This is a genomic window from Pseudoxanthomonas sp. PXM04 (genome assembly GCF_014851695.1).
GTDB classification, from domain to species: Bacteria; Pseudomonadota; Gammaproteobacteria; order Xanthomonadales; family Xanthomonadaceae; genus Pseudoxanthomonas_A; species Pseudoxanthomonas_A beigongshangi.
Map to the genome: position 1 here is coordinate 22007 of NZ_JACVAG010000003.1, position 16238 is coordinate 38244.

General features: G+C 67.0%; 17 protein-coding genes. 9 read left to right on the top strand and 8 right to left on the bottom strand.

The window, feature by feature from the left end; genetic code table 11:
• The first annotated feature begins 55 nt into the window (after window positions 1–55).
• Window positions 56–2374 carry a family 20 glycosylhydrolase gene (locus tag IB228_RS08575; RefSeq protein ID WP_192198119.1) on the top strand — a complete coding sequence of 773 codons (2319 nt, stop codon included), beginning with the start codon at window positions 56–58 and terminating at the stop codon, window positions 2372–2374.
• Window positions 2375–2479: 105 nt separating this feature from the next.
• Here the strand turns inward: IB228_RS08575 and IB228_RS08580 are convergent, their stop codons facing one another.
• Entirely contained in the window at window positions 2480–2881 is a 402-nt protein-coding gene (locus IB228_RS08580) for a VanZ family protein (RefSeq protein WP_192198120.1), read from the bottom strand.
• Between the two features lies 1 nt (window position 2882).
• A complete protein-coding gene (locus tag IB228_RS08585) occupies window positions 2883–4067 on the bottom strand; it encodes a class I SAM-dependent methyltransferase (protein WP_192198121.1) in 1185 nt (394 codons plus the stop codon).
• Between the two features lie 113 nt (window positions 4068–4180).
• Between IB228_RS08585 and IB228_RS08590 the strand changes: the two genes are divergently transcribed.
• Complete coding sequence (locus IB228_RS08590) at window positions 4181–5011, top strand: 20S proteasome subunit A/B (protein ID WP_183640443.1); 831 nt, start codon at window positions 4181–4183, stop codon at window positions 5009–5011.
• 40 nt (window positions 5012–5051) lie between these two features.
• Here the strand turns inward: IB228_RS08590 and IB228_RS08595 are convergent, their stop codons facing one another.
• Both IB228_RS08595 and IB228_RS08600 read right to left on the bottom strand, forming a co-directional pair.
• Window positions 5052–5993, bottom strand: a complete 942-nt coding sequence (locus tag IB228_RS08595) for an alpha-E domain-containing protein (protein ID WP_183640441.1) — start codon at window positions 5991–5993, stop codon at window positions 5052–5054.
• On the bottom strand, window positions 5993–7441 hold the full coding sequence (locus tag IB228_RS08600) for a circularly permuted type 2 ATP-grasp protein (protein ID WP_183641374.1): 1449 nt from the start codon (window positions 7439–7441) through the stop codon (window positions 5993–5995). Before IB228_RS08600 ends, IB228_RS08595 begins: the two co-directional genes overlap by 1 nt.
• A 141-nt stretch (window positions 7442–7582) precedes the next feature.
• On the opposite strand from IB228_RS08600, the gene IB228_RS08605 reads away from it, so the two are divergent.
• Complete coding sequence (locus IB228_RS08605; RefSeq protein ID WP_183640438.1) at window positions 7583–8323, top strand: pteridine reductase; 741 nt, start codon at window positions 7583–7585, stop codon at window positions 8321–8323.
• Here IB228_RS08605 and IB228_RS08610 read toward each other — a convergent pair.
• The 4 genes from IB228_RS08610 to tsaD form a co-directional block, all read right to left on the bottom strand.
• Window positions 8316–8705, bottom strand: coding sequence for a 2-amino-4-hydroxy-6-hydroxymethyldihydropteridine diphosphokinase (locus IB228_RS08610; protein WP_183640435.1), 390 nt, complete (start codon window positions 8703–8705; stop codon window positions 8316–8318). The two genes, IB228_RS08605 and IB228_RS08610, sit on opposite strands and share 8 nt — an antisense overlap.
• The gene (locus IB228_RS08615) at window positions 8702–9979 is read right to left on the bottom strand and encodes a mechanosensitive ion channel domain-containing protein (RefSeq protein WP_183640432.1); all 1278 of its coding nucleotides are present in this window, start codon (window positions 9977–9979) and stop codon (window positions 8702–8704) included. The genes IB228_RS08610 and IB228_RS08615 overlap by 4 nt, the downstream gene beginning before the upstream one ends.
• Window positions 9976–10338, bottom strand: a complete 363-nt coding sequence (gene folB / locus IB228_RS08620) for a dihydroneopterin aldolase (protein WP_183640429.1) — start codon at window positions 10336–10338, stop codon at window positions 9976–9978. Before folB ends, IB228_RS08615 begins: the two co-directional genes overlap by 4 nt.
• A 105-nt stretch (window positions 10339–10443) precedes the next feature.
• Window positions 10444–11502: a tRNA (adenosine(37)-N6)-threonylcarbamoyltransferase complex transferase subunit TsaD gene (gene tsaD, locus IB228_RS08625; RefSeq protein WP_192198122.1), complete on the bottom strand. Its 1059-nt coding sequence runs from the start codon at window positions 11500–11502 to the stop codon at window positions 10444–10446.
• A gap of 89 nt (window positions 11503–11591) precedes the next feature.
• Between tsaD and rpsU the strand changes: the two genes are divergently transcribed.
• From rpsU to IB228_RS08655, 6 genes are all read left to right on the top strand, one after another.
• Complete coding sequence (gene rpsU, locus IB228_RS08630) at window positions 11592–11807, top strand: 30S ribosomal protein S21 (protein WP_002808376.1); 216 nt, start codon at window positions 11592–11594, stop codon at window positions 11805–11807.
• A gap of 116 nt (window positions 11808–11923) precedes the next feature.
• Window positions 11924–12370, top strand: coding sequence for a GatB/YqeY domain-containing protein (locus tag IB228_RS08635; RefSeq protein WP_192198123.1), 447 nt, complete (start codon window positions 11924–11926; stop codon window positions 12368–12370).
• An 18-nt stretch (window positions 12371–12388) separates the two neighbouring features.
• Window positions 12389–12967: a GNAT family N-acetyltransferase gene (locus IB228_RS08640; protein WP_192198124.1), complete on the top strand. Its 579-nt coding sequence runs from the start codon at window positions 12389–12391 to the stop codon at window positions 12965–12967.
• 79 nt (window positions 12968–13046) lie between these two features.
• Window positions 13047–13922: a YihY/virulence factor BrkB family protein gene (locus IB228_RS08645; protein WP_183640420.1), complete on the top strand. Its 876-nt coding sequence runs from the start codon at window positions 13047–13049 to the stop codon at window positions 13920–13922.
• Between the two features lie 34 nt (window positions 13923–13956).
• Complete coding sequence (gene dnaG, locus IB228_RS08650; RefSeq protein WP_192198125.1) at window positions 13957–15681, top strand: DNA primase; 1725 nt, start codon at window positions 13957–13959, stop codon at window positions 15679–15681.
• Between the two features lie 14 nt (window positions 15682–15695).
• Complete coding sequence (locus IB228_RS08655; RefSeq protein ID WP_192198126.1) at window positions 15696–16202, top strand: sulfur transferase domain-containing protein; 507 nt, start codon at window positions 15696–15698, stop codon at window positions 16200–16202.
• Window positions 16203–16238 lie beyond the last annotated feature (36 nt).

The window sequence follows — 16238 nt, forward strand, 5'->3', positions numbered from 1 at the left end:
ACGGGTCCAGGACTTCTGGGCCCGTTTTTTTTGGAACAGGGAATCCAGGAAAACCATGACATCCCCAAACCATCACTTTCCGCGCCGTTTCGCCCTGCACCTGGGCCTGCTGACCGCGTTGGTCGCGGCGCCAGCCCTGGCTGGAGATGCCGCAACGTCTCCGGCGTTCGCGCTGATCCCCGCTCCCGCCAGCCTGCAGCCGAACGAAGGCGCTTTCATGCTGGATGCCGGCACCACCTTGCATGCCGAGGGTGAAGTCGCGCGCAGGGTCGCCGGCCAGTTCGCGGAATTTCTAGCGACAACGCGCGGCACGCGTCTTGTGCTTTCCGGTCCGGGAGAAGGCGGCGTTGTCTTCGCACTCGACCCGACGGCGTCGACTTCCTCGCGGGAAGGTTATCGCCTGGAAGTGACGCCTGAGCGGGTCCGCGTCACCGCCGCCGACGAACGTGGGTTGTTCTATGGCGCGGTCACCCTCTGGCAACTGGCGACGCAGTCTTCCGCGCTGCCGGCGCGGATACCGGCAGCTAGCATCCAGGACGCCCCCCGCTTCCCCTGGCGCGGCTTCATGCTCGACTCCGCGCGGCATTTCCAGTCGCTCGACGAGATCAAGCAGATTCTCGATGCGATGGCGCTGCACAAGCTCAATACCTTCCATTGGCACCTGACCGACGACCAGGGCTGGCGCATCGAGATAAAGAAGTATCCGAAGCTGACCGAAGTGGGTGGCTGCCGGGTCGCCGCGGGCGAGGCCGGCGTCGGCGCCGATGGCCAACCGAAGCCCTATTGCGGTTTCTACACCCAGGACCAGATCCGCGAGATCGTGAAGTACGCGGCCGATCGCCACATCACCGTGCTGCCGGAAATCGATGTGCCGGGCCACGCGCAGGCGGCCATCGCCGCGTATCCGGAACTCGGCGTGCTGGGCAGTACACCACCGGTATCCAACCAGTGGGGCGTGCACAGCTACCTGTTCAATACCGAGGAAAGCACGATCACATTCCTGGAGGATGTGTTGACCGAGGTGATCGCGCTGTTCCCCGGACGCTACGTGCATGTCGGCGCGGACGAGGCGGTCAAGATCCAGTGGGAAAACTCCGCGCGCGCGCAGGCGCGCATCCGCGAACTCGGCCTGAAGAACGAGTTCGAGATGCAGAGCCACATCATCAAGCGGCTGGAGAAGTTCCTGGAAGCGCACGATCGCCGCCTGATCGGCTGGGACGAAATCCTTGAAGGCGGCCTGCCGCCCGAGGCCACTGTGATGTCATGGCGCGGTACCGAAGGCGGACTGGAAGCGGCCACGCAGGGCCACGACGTGGTGATGACACCCAAGTCGCACCTGTATCTTGACTATCACCAGACCACCTCGCCGAACGAGCCGCCGGGCCGGCCGACCCAGGTACCGCTGGAGAAGGTCTACGGTTTCGAACCGGTGCCGGAAGCGCTCGCGCCTTCGCTTCGCCATCACATCCTCGGCCTGCAGGCCAACGTGTGGACCGAACACACACGCCACTATGCGCGCCTGCAGCATCATCTGTATCCGCGCCTGGCCGCATTGGCCGAAGTGGGCTGGACGCCGATGGCGCGCAAGGACTACGGCGACTTCCTCAAGCGCCTGCCTGCGCAGTTGCAGCGCTATCGGTCACTCGGCATCGCCTACGCGAAAACACCGTTCGAAGTGGTTGTCACCGCGCAGGACCTGCGCGAGTCCGGAAAGGCGCAGGTCACGCTGGCCAACCCGCTGGGCTACGAGATCCGCTACACCCTCGATGGCAGCGTGCCCGCCGCCACCTCGCTGCGCTACGCGCAACCCTTCACGGTGACGCCGCCGGCGCAGGTGCGCGCCGCCGCCTTCTTCGACGGCAAGCCGCTGGCGGATGTCACCGGGCAGCTCGTGGATCGCGAATGGCTGCTGCGCCGGACCAGCGACGCGCTGGCGAGCTGTCCGGAAGGTGGCCGCCTGCTGCTGCGGCTGGAGGACGACGGCCCGCGCGAGAGCGCGCGCGCGATGTTCAACGTCACCATCTTCAATCCATGCTGGCAGTGGCCACAGGCGGATCTGGCGGGCATTGCGAAGTTGCAGGTGCGCGCCGGGCGCATTCCGTACTACTTCCAGCTGGCGCACGACGAGGTCAACCGCAAGTTCGAGCCGGCCCGCTCGGCGCACGGCGAGTTGCTGGTCCGCGCCGGCAACTGCAAGGCCGAACCGTTCGCCACGGTGCCGCTGCCCGCCAGCCCCGACGCCGACGGATTCGTCACCCTCGATGCGAACCTGCCGACAGGACTCTCCGGCAGACAGGACTTGTGCCTGGTGTTCACCGGCGATACGCGCCCGGAGATGTGGGTGCTGGACGAGGTGCGGCTGGTACCGCGCTGACGCACCGCGCATCGCCGTGACCTGGCGCGGGGATCCTGCACTCCTCGCTCCGCCCCTCGTCCACGCGCGGACGGGGGGCGTTATTTGTCTGTGCCGCAAGCCTGCCTACACCGGCCTGCGGACCTTGCCCTCAAGCCGCAGAAGCAGGTCCCGCAACGGCGTCAGCGCCGTGGACAGGCCCAGCAGCACGCCGACGGTGTTGGCGATGGCGTCGAAGGGATCGCGCATGCGGTCGGTGGTGTAGGCGCCCTGGGCGAATTCCACGCCGATGCCCACGATCACCAGCGCAAGCCCGACGGTCATCCAGCCGCCGCGGCTACGGAACAACTGCACCGCCCCGGCCGCCAGCAGGAAGTAGGCCAGGCCATGCTCCAGCTTGTCGGTGCCCGAGGGCATGTCCGGGAACGGCGGCGGCGGTCCCAGCGACAGCGCGACCACGGTCGCGATGGCCAGCAGCCACAGGCACAGCCACAGCCGGGGATGGCGGAACGGTTTCAGCAGGGTCATCTCACAGGCGCCAGGTCAGATCGTTGGCAAGGAAGGCCGGACCGAACTCGACGTCGCGCGCGAATCCCATCACCTGGAACCGCTCGCCCATCTCGCTGGGCAGGGTCAATTTCTTCGCCTCGTTGCGAAAACGCAGTTTGGCGGTCTCGTCGGCCCTTTCCTCGATGTCCTGCAGGCGCTCAGGCAAGCCGTTGCCCAGCAGGAAGCTGGCCTGATCGCTGTAACCGGCCAGTTCGAAGCCAGCCTGGGTGCCGGCCTCGGCCAGCGCGGTGAAATCCACCGACGCGGTCAGATCCTGCAGGCCCGGCCACAGGTAGGGATCGGCATGCACGTGCTGGCGGTAGAACGCGCGCAGCGTGCCCTCGTCGCGATCCGGCAGGTAGTACTCGCGGCGCGGATAACCGTAGTCGACGAACAGCATCGCGCCGGCGCGCAGTCCACCCATGACCGCCTGGATCCAGTACGGCAGTTGCGGCAGCAGTTCGGAGCGGTAGCCGTCGGGGAAAGGCTGTTCGAGATAACGTTCGACGTGGCGGACCGCCGCCGCCAGCAACGCGTCGGCCGGACGATCGGTGCGGACGAAGTGTCCTTCGTCATCCAGTGCCACGTGTTCCTCGAACACCTCGCCATCGCGCAGGGTGAAGCGCGGCGTGGGCAGCGCGTCGATCACCTCGTTGGCGAACAGCACGCCATTCCAGGCTTCGCCCGGCGGTCCGTCCAGCCATTCGACCAGCGCGAACACCGGTGGAATCAGCCGCTGTGACAGGCGCTCGCGCTGGCGTTCTCGCAGGTCGGCGCTGGGTTCGAGGATGGCGTAGCGCGCCGGCAGCGCATCCAGCTCCAGCAGTCGCTTGAGCATCACTTCGGCGAAGGCGCCGCTGCCCCCGCCCAATTCGAGAAACTCGGCGTCCGGTCCGAGTTCCTGCAGCACCGGCGCGACCGCGCTGGCGACGCAGGCGGCGAACAGTGGACCGAGCTCGGGCGCGGTGACGAAGTCGCCGGCATCGCCGAATTTGGCGCTGCCGGCGCTGTAGTAGCCCAGGCCGGGCGCATAGAGACAGCGCTCCATGAAACGCGAGAACGGCAGGAAGCCGCCGCTGGCGCGGATTTCCTCGCGCAGCAGGGCCGCCAGCCACTCGCTGTGGGCGAGCGCGTCGGCATCGGGAAGGGGTAACTGGGCCGGCATGGGGCCACTCGATGTCTGCGGATCCGGGACGTATTGTACGTGCCCGCGGTTCAGCCTAGCCAAGCGGCGAGGCCGCGCCTAGAATCATGATGCACGGCAACAACGGAACCGCCATGACCTATTGCGTCGGCATCGAGGTGGACGAAGGCCTGGTCTTCGCGTCGGATACCCGCACCAGCGCCTCGTTCGATGATGTGCGCGTGTACCGCAAGATGCATAGCTTCGAATACCCCGGAGAGAGGGTGTTCGTCATCCTGTCGGCAGGCAACCTTGCCACCACCCAATTGACCATCTCGCGTTTGCAGCGCGACGCCGGAGATGCCGCGGCCTCCCGCAGCCTGCGTAGCTTCGCCCACCTGTATGAAGTGGCCGAATACGTCGGCGACGTACTCGTGGCCAGCCAGGCCAAGGTCAGTGACGAAGCGCAGCAAAGCGGCGTAAGCGTGCAGGCCACGCTGATCCTGGGCGGCCAGATCGCCGGCGAGCGGCCGGGGCTGTACATGATCTACCCGCTCGGCAATTGCATTGCCGCATCGCCGGAAACCCCCTACCTGCAGATCGGGGAGTCCAAGTACGGCAAGCCCATCCTGGACCGGATCCTGCGCCCGCAGACCACGCTGGAGGACGCCGCCCGCTGCGCGCTTGTATCGCTGGATTCGACCATCCGCTCCAACCTTTCGGTCGGCATGCCGATCGATCTGACATTGCTGCGCGCGGGTGATCTCAGGCTGACCCAGACGCTCCGGCTGGAAAGCGACACGCCCTTGTATTCGGAAATCCACGAGACCTGGTCGCGCAAGCTGGAGGCGGCGGTGCACGGCCTGCCGCGTTTTCCGTGGGAACCCCCGCGCGAGGTCGAGGAACCGGCTTCCACAGTGCCGGCAATGCCGCCACGGCGCTTGCCGTCGCGACAGGATCCGGGCGACATGCAGGGCCAGCAGTAAACGCTCCGCATCCGTGGAAGCTGGCGCCGACAATGTCGGCTCAACCGTGAAAGTAGCCTTCGGCGATGGCGTCGTGCAGTCGTCCCAGGTTGACCTGGATCTCATCCATGAACGCCGCCGGATTGCGTTGCGCCAGCGATACCGGATCGGCGTTGCGGGTCAGCCCGATCACCCGGTTGAGATGGCGATCCACTCCCGGCCGCGGCGGCATGGTCGGCAACACGTTCTGCACGCGTGACAGACAGAACTGCACACTGCGCGGAAACTCGCCGTTCTGCAGCAGGAAACGCAGCGCCAGCTCGGCGCTGACCCGTTGGCGCACATGGCGACGGAACATCTGGTAGGCCGCCAATGAACGCAGCACGCTCATCCACTGCATGTTGCGGAAAGTCTCGCGATCCTCGTCATTGCGTGGCCTGACCAGGCCCGAGGCGCCTGCGTCGATGATGCGGGTGGTCATGTCTGCCTGTTCCAGCGCGGTGCCCAGACGCAGGAACTGGAAGCCGATGTCACGGCTGACGTTGGCACTGAGCAGACCGGACACCTTGAGGCAGCCATCGACGATGCGGTTCAGGAAATCGACGCGGTAACGGCGGCTCAGGCCACGCTCGCCGGTGGTCTCGATCTGCTGGTGCAGATCGTTGATGGCTTCCCAGACCTCCTGCGGAAGGCTGTCGCGGACGCTGCGCAGGAGTTCGCGCGCGGCATCCACCGAACTGCGCAACGACGAGGGGTTGCGGGATTCCAGCAACAGGAAGCGCACCACGTCCGCGTCGCCCACGTCGTCACCGGACTGGGGAAATTGCTGGGCGAAAAACTCGCCGGCGCCTACCGTATCGATCATCGGCCGCCAGGTAAAATGCACCGAACGCGGCAGATCCAGCTGCAGTTGGCTGCCGACGCCCACGAGCCGCGCGGTGTTCTCCGCGCGCCGCACATAGCGACTGAACCAGTACAGGTTGTCGGCCACGCGCGACAGCATCAGGCCTCCTCCTCGTCGACATCGACAACCCAGGTGTCCTTGGCGCCGCCTCCCTGCGAGGAGTTGACCACCAATGACCCCTTGGTCATCGCCACCCGGGTCAATCCACCGGTGGTGACATGGATGTCCTGCCGCGACAGCACGAAAGGACGCAGATCCAGGTGCCGGGGTGAGGGTCCCTGCTTGGAGACGATGGGGGCGGTGGACAACGACAGCGTCGGTTGCGCCATGTAGTTCCGCGGATTGGCTTCGATCAGCTGGCGAAACCTGTCGCGCTGGCGCTTGGTGGAGCGTGGACCGATCAGCATGCCGTAGCCGCCGGATTCATTGGCCGGTTTTACCACCAGATTTTCCAGGTGATCCAGCACGTACCTGCGTTCCTTGGGGTTGTGGCACAGGTAGCTGGGTACATTGGGCAGGATTGGTTCCTGGTCCAGGTAGTACTTGATCATCTTCGGCACGTAGGCGAACACCACCTTGTCATCGGCGACGCCGGCGCCGGGGGCGTTCGCCAGCGCCACCTTGCCGGCGCGCCAGCTGCGGATCAGGCCGGGAACACCCAGCACGGAATCCGGATGGAATACTTCCGGATCGATGAACAGATCGTCCACCCGCCGATAGATGACGTCCACGCGCTGCGGCCCGTACACCGTCCGCATGTAGGTGCAGTCATCATCGGCAACGAACAGGTCGCTGCCTTCCACCAGTTCGATGCCCATCGCCTGCGCCAGATAGGCGTGCTCGAAATAGGCGCTGTTGAACACGCCCGGCGTGAGCAGGACGATGCTGGGCGTGTCCCCCGGCCGCGGCGACAAAGCCGCCAAGGTGTCGTACAGCTGCGAAGGATATTCATCGACCGGCAGGATGGCGCTGGTTTCGAACAGTTCCGGAAACACGCGCTTGGCAACCATGCGGTTTTCCAGCATGTAGGACACGCCGCTGGGAATGCGCAGGTTGTCTTCCAGCGCATACAGGGTGCCGTCGCCGTCACGGACCAGATCGGAACCGCAGATATGCGCCCATACCCCCAGTGGGGGCGAAATGCCAACGCAGTGCGCCCGGAAGTTGACCGAATCCTTCAGCAGCATCGCCGGGAATACTTTGTCGCGGACGATGCGCTGCTCGCCGTAGATGTCGCCGATGAACAGGTTCAGCGCCTGCATGCGCTGCTTCAGGCCGGCTTCGGTGCGCTGCCATTCGCGGCGATCGATGACCCGCGGAATCAAGTCGAACGGGAGCGTGCGGTCGACGTTGCGGCCATCGGAATAGACGGTGAAGGTGATGCCGTGGGCACGGGCGACCACGTCGGCGGCAAGCTGGCGCTGGGCGAGTTCGCGGCTGCCCAGACCGGAGAGGTAGTCGACCAGACGGCGCGCGGCGGGACGCGGGCTGCCGTCAGGCTGGATCAGCTCGTCAAAGGTGGTGGTACGGTACTTGGCCCAGTCCATCCGCTCTTTCCGCGCCGCCACCGGCGACATGCCGGCGGGGTTACTGCATTGCAACATGCGCGAAACCCCGCGAGGCGTCAAGCGGCATGCCTCCCTGGGGCCGACCGGCGACAATGGGGCTCGTTTTCCAGGAGGTTCCACATGCCCGAGTCGTCCCCCGTCGCCCTCGTCACCGGCAGCGCCAAACGGGTGGGTGCGGCCATCGCCCGCGGCTTGCACGCCGATGGTTACGATCTGGCCCTGCACTATCGCCATTCCGGCGAGGCGATGCAGGCGCTGGCCAGCGAGTTGGAGGCCGCGCGCCCGCACAGCGTGCTCACCCTGCACGCGGACCTGGCCGAATTCGATCGACTGCCGGAACTGATCGCGCGCACCGTCGGCCACTACGGCCGGCTCGACGCCCTGGTCAACAACGCCTCGGCCTACTACGCCACGCCGATTGGCCAGGCCACGCCACAGCAGTGGGACGAATTGTTCGCCTCCAACGCGCGCGCGCCGTTCTTCCTTGCGCAGGCCGCCGCACCCCACCTGAAGGCCAGCCACGGCGCCATCGTCAGCATCGCCGACATCTACGCCGAGCGCCCGCTGGGCGGACATACGGTCTACTGCATGGCCAAGGCCGCGCTGGTGATGATGACCAAGTCGCTGGCACGCGAACTCGGGCCGGAAGTGCGGGTGAACGCGGTCGCGCCGGGCAACGTGCTGTGGTCCGAGAATCCGGTCAAGGCGGAAACCCTGGAACTGGTGCATGCGCGCACCGCGCTCAAGCGCCAGGGCGCGCCGGACGACATCGTCTCGGCGGTGCGCTGGCTGCTGGGCGGCAACGGTTACATCACCGGGCAGGTGATCGCCATCGACGGCGGGCGCTCGCTGTTCATCTGACCGGGGCAACCTGCGCCGCGAGGTCCACGAATACCGGGTGCCCGAGCTTGGCCGGGTTTTCCCAGCGCAATTCGCCGTCCGGGGCATACTCGCGGGCCAGATCCAGATCGATGGCGCAAGCCGCATCACCGGGATGCCGGCCGAGTTCGACCTCCAACGCCTTCAGGCGTGCGTTGAATGCGGTTCTTTCCAGCGCGGTTTCGAACAGCAGCGCCTGGTTGGCGTAGCGATGCGGATCGCCCGCCACCACGCTGCCACCGCTGATCATCGGCGACAGCGCCAGGATCCTGCCCTCGCCGGCCAGCGCGGCGCGCGCACGGGCCAGTTGCGCCTCGCCATCCGTGCCGCTGCCCAGGATCAGCAGGTAGCGGTGCGCGCTCATGCCGGAGGCGAGGTCCGCTGGTCCGCCTGTTTCAATGCGGCGGTCGCCATCAGCGCGGCGGTGACGCCCGCGTCGGAGGATTCCTGGAACACCCGCAGCCCAAACTCCGGCAGGATCGCCAGCAGGTGGTCGAAGATGTCCGACTGGATGTTCTCGTAGACGCCCCAGCGGATGTCGCGGGTAAAGCAGTAGATTTCCAGCGGCAGGCCGGTGGATTCCGGCTGCTGCTGGCGCACCAGCAGGGTCATGTCCTGGTGGATGCCCGGATGCTGGCGCAGGTAGTTCTCCACGTAGGCACGGAACGTGCCGAGGTTGGTCACCCGGCGCGCGTTCACCGGATGGATGCCGCGCTGTTCCAGATCGCTGTTCCAGGCGGAGATCTCCCTGCCCTTGTCGTTCAGATAACGGTCCAGCACGGTGAAGCCGTGCATGCGCCGCAGTTCCTCGTCGGTAAGAAAGCGCACGCTGTGCTGGTCCAGGTACAGCGCGCGCTTGATCCGGCGTCCACCCGCGTCGCTCATGCCACGCCAGTTCTTGAACGAATCGTTGATCAGCTTCTTGGTCGGGACGGTGGTGATGGTCTTGTCCCAGTTCTGCACCTTCACCGTGTGCAGGGCGATATCGATCACTTCGCCGTCGGCGTTGAGCTGGGGCATCTCGATCCAGTCGCCCACCCGCACCATGTCGTTGGAACTGATCTGCAGACTGGCCACCAGCGACAGGATGGTGTCCTGGAACACCAGGATCAGCACCGCCATCATCGCGCCCAGCCCCGACAGCAGGATCAGCGGCGAGCGGTCGATCAGGGTCGCCACCATCAGCACCGCCGCGATGGTGAACACCACGATCTTCAGCAGTTGCAGGTAGCCCTTGATCGGCCTGTTGTGGGCATCCGGACGGCGCTGGTAGATCTGGTTGACCAGATCCATCGCGCCGGAGAAGGCCAGCGCCAGGGTCAGGATGATGAAGGCGGTGCAGACGTTGCGCACCACCGTGACCAGGTGTTCCGGCAGATCCGGCACCGCCACCACGCCGGCCGAGAGCACGATTGCCGGGATGACGTTGGCCAGGCGTGGAATCACCCGCAGGCGGATCTCGTGCGGTTCGCCCAGAGGCAGCGAGTTGATCATCCGCCGCAGTCCCCGCAGCAGCACGCGCTTGGTCACCCAGTTGGCCAGCCAGGCGGCCAGCACCAGCGCGCAGATGGTCAGCGTGGTGTAGGCCCAGGGATAGGGTTCCAGCCAGGCGCGCAGTTGTTCCAGCCGCTGGTTCATGCCGGCTGCACCGAACCGCGTTCGATGATCACGCCCACGCCCGCGGCATTGGCCACCGCGCCGGGCTTGGTCAGCCGCAGGCGCAGCCAGGCCACTCCGAATTCGTCGATCACCAGCGCGGCGCAGCGCTCGGCCAGGGTTTCGACCAGACCGAATTCGGATGCCTGGATGAAGGCGGTGAGGCGGCGGCTGATCGCGTCGTAGTCGAGCGTGTCGGCGACGTCGTCGCTGGCGGCGGGCTTGCGGTTGTCGAACCCGAGTTCGAGATCCAGGCGCAGGGTCTGGCGGATGCGCCGCTCCCAGTCGTAGATGCCGATCACCGCGTCGGCCTGCAGGCCGTCGATGAAAACCTTGTCCATGTGCAGCGGAAATCGAGAATGCGGAACCGGCATGGTACCCGCCCGTGGCCGAACCTTCCCTGTGCCGCGCCTGCGTCGTGCCTGTTACCCGCCTGCTCTCGCCTGTTACCGGGTGATTTCCGCCGGTTCCAGCGCCACCACCGGCGACAGTGTCGCCATGTCCCAGCGCGGCGTCACCTTCACTTCCGCGCTCTCGTGCTGGCCGGCTTCCAATCGCAACGCGCCGGCGAAGGCGATCATGGCGCCATTGTCGGTGCACAGATCCAGTCGCGGGAAACACACCCGCCCACCCGCGCGCCGCGCGGTCATCTCCTGCAAGCGCGCGCGCAGGCGCTTGTTGGCGCCCACGCCGCCAGCGACGATCAATGTGCCGCAACCGGCCTCATCGAGCGCGCGCCCGCACTTGATCGCCAGCGTGTCGACCACCGCATCCTCGAAACCACGTGCGATGTCGGCCTTGGTCTGCGGCTGCTGGTCGCTGTCGCGCCAGGCCAGCAGCACCTGGGTCTTCAGGCCCGAGAAACTGAAATCCAGCCCGGGCCGGTCGGTCATCGGGCGGGCGAACCGGAACCGTCCGGGCGTGCCGGATTCGGCCAGTTTGGCCAGTTGCGGGCCGCCCGGATACGGCAAGCCCATCAGCTTGGCGGTCTTGTCGAAGGCCTCGCCGGCCGCGTCGTCCAGGGTCTCGCCCAGCAGCCGGTAGCGGCCGATGGCGTCCACCGCCACCAGTTGGGTATGCCCACCGGAGACCAGCAGGGCCACGAACGGCGGTTCCGGCGGGTCATGCTCGATCAACGGGGCCAGCAGGTGGCCTTCCATGTGGTGCACCGCCACCGCCGGCAGGTCCAGTGCCCAGGCCAGCGCCCGCGCCACGCCGGCGCCCACCAGCAGGGCGCCGACCAGGCCGGGGCCGGCGGTATAGGCGACCCCGTCCAGATCGCGGGTGTCCAGGCCGGCCTCGGCCAGGGTCTGGCGGATCAGGGGCAGCAGCTTGCGGACGTGATCGCGGCTGGCCAGCTCGGGCACCACCCCGCCATACTCGGCGTGCAGGGCGATCTGGCTGTAGACCGCATGGGCCAGCAGGCCGTCCGCCCCGGCCCGGCCGGTGTCGTAGACCGCCACGCCGGTCTCGTCGCAGCTGGTTTCGATGCCTAGGACCTTCATGGGCGCTATGTTGCACTTTTCCGAGGGCCGCCGCTATAATGCGCGGCTCACCCGGTATGTCCGGGTCGTTTCCATCAACGAGATTACGTATGCCCAGCGTCAAAGTCCGCGAAAACGAGCCGTTTGAGTTTGCGCTCCGTCGCTTCAAGCGCACCTGCGAAAAGGCCGGCGTGCTGGCTGAAACCCGCAAGCGCGAGTTCTACGAGAAGCCGACCCAGGAACGCAAGCGCAAGGCCGCTGCCGCGGTGAAGCGCCAGCTGCGTCGCTCCTCGCGCGACGTCACCAAGCGCCAGCGCCTGTACTGAGCGACGGCGGTTCGCCAGAAGCCGGCACGCGCGAGCGTGGCCGGCTTTTTGCGTTTCTGGATCCCGTACATTCCCCATCCCTTTCCTGCCCCCCGGCAGGCCCCCGGAGAACCCCCATGCCCCTGAAGCAGCAGCTCACCGACGACATGAAGGCCGCCATGAAGGCGGGCGACAAGGACACCCTGGGCGTCATCCGCCTGGTCAACGCCGCCATCAAGCAGCGTGAAGTGGACGAGCGGGTGGAGCTGGACGACGCCGCGGTACTGGCCGTGCTGGAGAAGATGGTCAAGCAGCGCAAGGATTCGGTGAACCAGTACGAGGCCGCCGGCCGCGAGGACCTGGCCGCGGTCGAGCGCGCGGAAATCGTGGTGATCGAGCGCTACCTGCCGGCCAAGCTGGGCGAAGCCGAGATCCTGGCCGCCATCGACACGGCCATCGCAGAGACCGGTGCCAGCGGCCCGGCCGACATGGGCAAGCTGATGGGCGTGCTCAAGCCGCGCCTGGCCGGCCAGGCCGACATGGGCCAGGTTTCGGCGCTGGTAAAGAAGAAGTTCGCGGGCTGAGCCCGCCTGGCCGGCGGGATGGCGGCGCGGCGCCGGCCGCTCCGCCTTCGCCGGTATGCTTGGGCCTCCCTCCACACCCGGCGGAGCAAGCTCCGCTCCACGATGTCCCCGACGATCCTCCTGCGGGCGGCGACCCGCGCCGACCTGCCGCACATCCTCGCCTTCATCCGCGAACTGGCCGAATACGAGCGGCTGGCCCATGAAGCGGTCGCCACCGAGGCGCTACTGGACCAGCATCTGTTCGGCCCGCGTCCGGCCGCCGAAGTGGTGATCGCCGAGGTCGATGGCGAACCCGCCGGCTTCGCCCTGTTCTTCACCAGCTTCTCCACCTTCCTCGGGCTTCCGGGCCTGTACCTGGAAGATCTGTTCGTGCGGCCGTCGTTCCGCGGGCTCGGCGTGGGCAAGCGCCTGATGATCGATCTGGCGCGGCGCGCGGTGGAACGCGGCTATGGCCGCTTCGAATGGTCGGTGCTGGACTGGAACGAACCGGCCATCCGCTTCTACCGCGGCCTCGGCGCGCTCGGCCAGGACGAATGGACGGTACAGCGCGTCACCGGCGACGCCCTGCACCGGCTGGCGGCAACCCCGGCGGACTGATCGCGCCGCACCCCGCGCTCACGGCGCGACGACAGGCGCCTGTCATGCTGGCAGCGTGTCTGGACCGATGCCGAATCCGATGCGGGGCCTGCGCGATCAGTTGCTGCGATGGCTGAAACGGTTCCACGGCAGCCTGCCGGTCGCGCTGGCGCGACGGTTCATCGAAATCGACGTGATGGCGCAGGCGGCGTCGCTGGCGTTCTACGCGTTGCTGTCGCTGGCGCCGCTGCTGGTGCTGCTGTTGTGGCTGACCACCGCGCTGTATCCCAGCGCGCAGGAGGCGCTGCTGCGGCAGATCGGCGATCTGGCCGGACGGGATGCCGCCGACATCGCCACCACCGTCCTGCGCAACGCGCGCAACCGTCCCAGCGTCGGCTCGCTGGCCGGTGGCTGGAGCACGGTGCTGCTGTTCATCGGCGCCACCGCCGTGTTCGGCCAGTTGCAGCAGGCGCTGAACCTGATCTTCCGCACCGACGCCCAGCGCCTGGAAGGTCCGTGGGCATGGTTGCGCAAGCGGATCTTCTCGTTCGGCGTGGTGCTCGGGCTGGGTTTCCTGCTGTTGGTGTCGATGACCCTCAACACCCTGCTGCAGGTGCTGTTCGCGCGGGTGCCGTCGCTGTTGCCCGCGCTGGGCGACCTGGCCTCGCTGGCGCTGTACGTGTTCGCCTTCGCGTTGCTCTACCACTACCTGCCGGATCGGCGGGTGGCGTGGAGACGCGCCTTTCTCGGCGGCGCGCTGACCTCGGTGCTGTTCATCGCCGGCCGCTGGGCGATTGGTCTGTACCTCGCGCAGGCGGCGCCCGGCAGCGCCTATGGCTCGATGGGCACGCTGGTCATCCTGCTGGTCTGGATGTACTACGCCACGGTGGTGTTCCTGGTGGGCGCCCTGCTGACCGCGCTGATCGACGAACGGCTGGCCCGGCGCCGGCAGGCGGGCGCCCACCGGGCGTCCTGACGTCACCGGCCGGGCGTGGAATACTACGCAGTCCATGGCCCGCATCCCCGACGCCTTCATCGACGAACTGCTCGCCCGGACGGATATCGTCGAGGTGATCAGCACGCGCGTGCCGCTGAAGCGGCAGGGCAAGGAGTACTCGGCCTGCTGCCCGTTCCACGACGAGCGCTCGCCCTCGTTCACGGTTTCGCCGACCAAACAGTTCTATCACTGCTTCGGCTGCGGCGCGCACGGCACCGCGCTGTCGTTCCTGATGAATTACGACCGCCTGGAGTTCCTCGACGCGGTCGAGGAACTGGCCCGGCGCAACGGCATGGAAGTGCCGCGCGAGACCCAGCAGCGCAACCAGGACAACGACACCCGCGATCTGTTCGGCGCGCTGGAAGCGGCCGCGCGCTTCTTCCAGCGCCAGCTGGAAGGCAGCGACAAGGCACGCGCCTACCTGGACGGACGCGGCGTGGACGCGGCCACCCGGGCGCAGTTCGCCATCGGTTACGCGCCGGATGGTTTCTCCGCACTGAAGGACGCGCTCGGCACCGACGAGCGGCGGATGAAGCTGCTGGATCGCGCCGGCCTGTTCTCCAAGAACGATCGCGGCCACACCTACGACAAGTTCCGGGATCGGGTGATGTTCCCGATCTACGACCGTCGCGGACGGGTGATCGCCTTCGGCGGCCGCGTGCTGCAGAAGGACGACGGCCCGAAGTACCTCAATTCGCCGGAGACCGCGCTGTTCCACAAGGGCCGCGAACTGTACGGTCTGTGGCAGGTGCGCCAGGCCAACCAGAAGATCGCGCGGCTGATCGTGGTCGAGGGCTACATGGACGTGGTCTCGCTGTTCCAGTTCGGGGTGAAGCAAGCGGTCGCTACGCTCGGCACCGCGACCACGCCCGACCACGCCGAACTGCTGTTCCGCAACGCGCCGGACGTGTACTTCTGTTTCGACGGCGATGCCGCCGGCCAGCGCGCCGCGTGGCGCGCGCTGGAATCGGTGCTGCCGCGCATGAAGGATGGCCGCCAGGCGTTCTTCCTGTTCCTGCCCGACGGCGAGGATCCGGACACCATCGTGCGCCAGGAAGGCGCCGCCGCGTTCGACGCACGCTTGCAGCAGGCGATGCCGCTGTCGGAGTTCTTCTTCCAGGAACTGGGCAAGGACATCCGCCTGTCCACCCTGGACGGCAAGGCGCGCCTGGCCGAGCGCGCGCGCCCGCTGCTCGCGCAGATTCCGGACGGCGCTTTCGGCGATCTGATGCGGCAGCGGTTGGGCGAGATCACCGGTGTCGGCGCCGCGTCCGCGCCCCCTCCCGCCCGGCCCGCTTCGCGCGCTCCCGCGCATCGCTCCGCCAACAACAAGCCCAGCCTGGTGCGCAGCGCGATCGTGTACCTGCTGCACAAGCCGTCGCTGGCGCTGGCGCTGCAACCGCCGCATGCGTTCGCCGGCCTGCGCCTGCCCGGCATCGAACTGCTGGTGGAATTGCTGGATATCGTGCACACGCGGCCGGACATCACCACCGGCGTGCTGCTGGAACACTTCGCCGAACGCGAGGAGCTGCCCCACTTGCAGAAACTGGCGATGCAGGAACTGCCCGGCGACGAGAACATCTGGCAGGCCGAACTGCTGGACGCCGCGCACCAGATGGAAAAACAGCTGTTGCAGCAGCGTATCGACGAACTTCAGGTGAAACAGCGCAACATCGGCCTGGACGAAGCCGACAAATACGAATTGCGCGCCCTGCTGCAGGCGCGCGTGGCCCGCTGAACGAGGAGATTCCCATGAACCGTGGATCCCGCCGCACCGTTGCATCGTTCCGTCACCTGCTGGGAGGCGCCGTGCTGCTGTTCGCCCTGCAGGTCCAGGCCGGTGATTTCACCCAACCGCGCCCCGGCCTGCATACCGGCGGCCAGCCCACCGCGGATCAGCTCGCCGATTTCTCCAGGCAGGGCGTGCGCACCGTCATCGATCTGCGCGCCCCGGGCGAGGATCGCGGTTTCGACGAAGCCGCGGCCGCCGAACAGAACGGCATGCGCTACGAGCGCCTGCCCATCGCCGGCGCCGACGACCTCACCGCCGCCAACGCCGCGGCACTGAAGAAACTGTTGCAGGAAGGTGGCGACAACGTGCTGTTGCACTGCGCATCCGGCAACCGGGTCGGTGCATTGCTGGCGCTGATGGCCAAACAGGAAGAAGGCGCCAGCAACGAGAAGGCACTGGAACTGGGACACCAGGCAGGCCTGAAATCACTCGCGCCGGTGGTCGAGCAGAAGCTGCAGGCACCGTAAGCATTCACGGGACGACCGGACGCGCTCCGGTCGTTC

Excerpts from the sequence above, each read along its gene's own strand:
- IB228_RS08575 (WP_192198119.1), top strand. The coding sequence starts at position 56 with ATGACATCCCCAAACCATCACTTTCCGCGCCGTTTCGCCCTGCACCTG.
- IB228_RS08580 (WP_192198120.1), bottom strand. The coding sequence starts at position 2,881 with ATGACCCTGCTGAAACCGTTCCGCCATCCCCGGCTGTGGCTGTGCCTG.
- IB228_RS08585 (WP_192198121.1), bottom strand. The coding sequence starts at position 4,067 with ATGCCGGCCCAGTTACCCCTTCCCGATGCCGACGCGCTCGCCCACAGC.
- IB228_RS08590 (WP_183640443.1), top strand. The coding sequence starts at position 4,181 with ATGACCTATTGCGTCGGCATCGAGGTGGACGAAGGCCTGGTCTTCGCG.
- IB228_RS08595 (WP_183640441.1), bottom strand. The coding sequence starts at position 5,993 with ATGCTGTCGCGCGTGGCCGACAACCTGTACTGGTTCAGTCGCTATGTG.
- IB228_RS08600 (WP_183641374.1), bottom strand. The coding sequence starts at position 7,441 with ATGGACTGGGCCAAGTACCGTACCACCACCTTTGACGAGCTGATCCAG.
- IB228_RS08605 (WP_183640438.1), top strand. The coding sequence starts at position 7,583 with ATGCCCGAGTCGTCCCCCGTCGCCCTCGTCACCGGCAGCGCCAAACGG.
- IB228_RS08610 (WP_183640435.1), bottom strand. The coding sequence starts at position 8,705 with ATGAGCGCGCACCGCTACCTGCTGATCCTGGGCAGCGGCACGGATGGC.
- IB228_RS08615 (WP_183640432.1), bottom strand. The coding sequence starts at position 9,979 with ATGAACCAGCGGCTGGAACAACTGCGCGCCTGGCTGGAACCCTATCCC.
- folB (WP_183640429.1), bottom strand. The coding sequence starts at position 10,338 with ATGGACAAGGTTTTCATCGACGGCCTGCAGGCCGACGCGGTGATCGGC.
- tsaD (WP_192198122.1), bottom strand. The coding sequence starts at position 11,502 with ATGAAGGTCCTAGGCATCGAAACCAGCTGCGACGAGACCGGCGTGGCG.
- rpsU (WP_002808376.1), top strand. The coding sequence starts at position 11,592 with ATGCCCAGCGTCAAAGTCCGCGAAAACGAGCCGTTTGAGTTTGCGCTC.
- IB228_RS08635 (WP_192198123.1), top strand. The coding sequence starts at position 11,924 with ATGCCCCTGAAGCAGCAGCTCACCGACGACATGAAGGCCGCCATGAAG.
- IB228_RS08640 (WP_192198124.1), top strand. The coding sequence starts at position 12,389 with ATGGCGGCGCGGCGCCGGCCGCTCCGCCTTCGCCGGTATGCTTGGGCC.
- IB228_RS08645 (WP_183640420.1), top strand. The coding sequence starts at position 13,047 with ATGCGGGGCCTGCGCGATCAGTTGCTGCGATGGCTGAAACGGTTCCAC.
- dnaG (WP_192198125.1), top strand. The coding sequence starts at position 13,957 with ATGGCCCGCATCCCCGACGCCTTCATCGACGAACTGCTCGCCCGGACG.
- IB228_RS08655 (WP_192198126.1), top strand. The coding sequence starts at position 15,696 with ATGAACCGTGGATCCCGCCGCACCGTTGCATCGTTCCGTCACCTGCTG.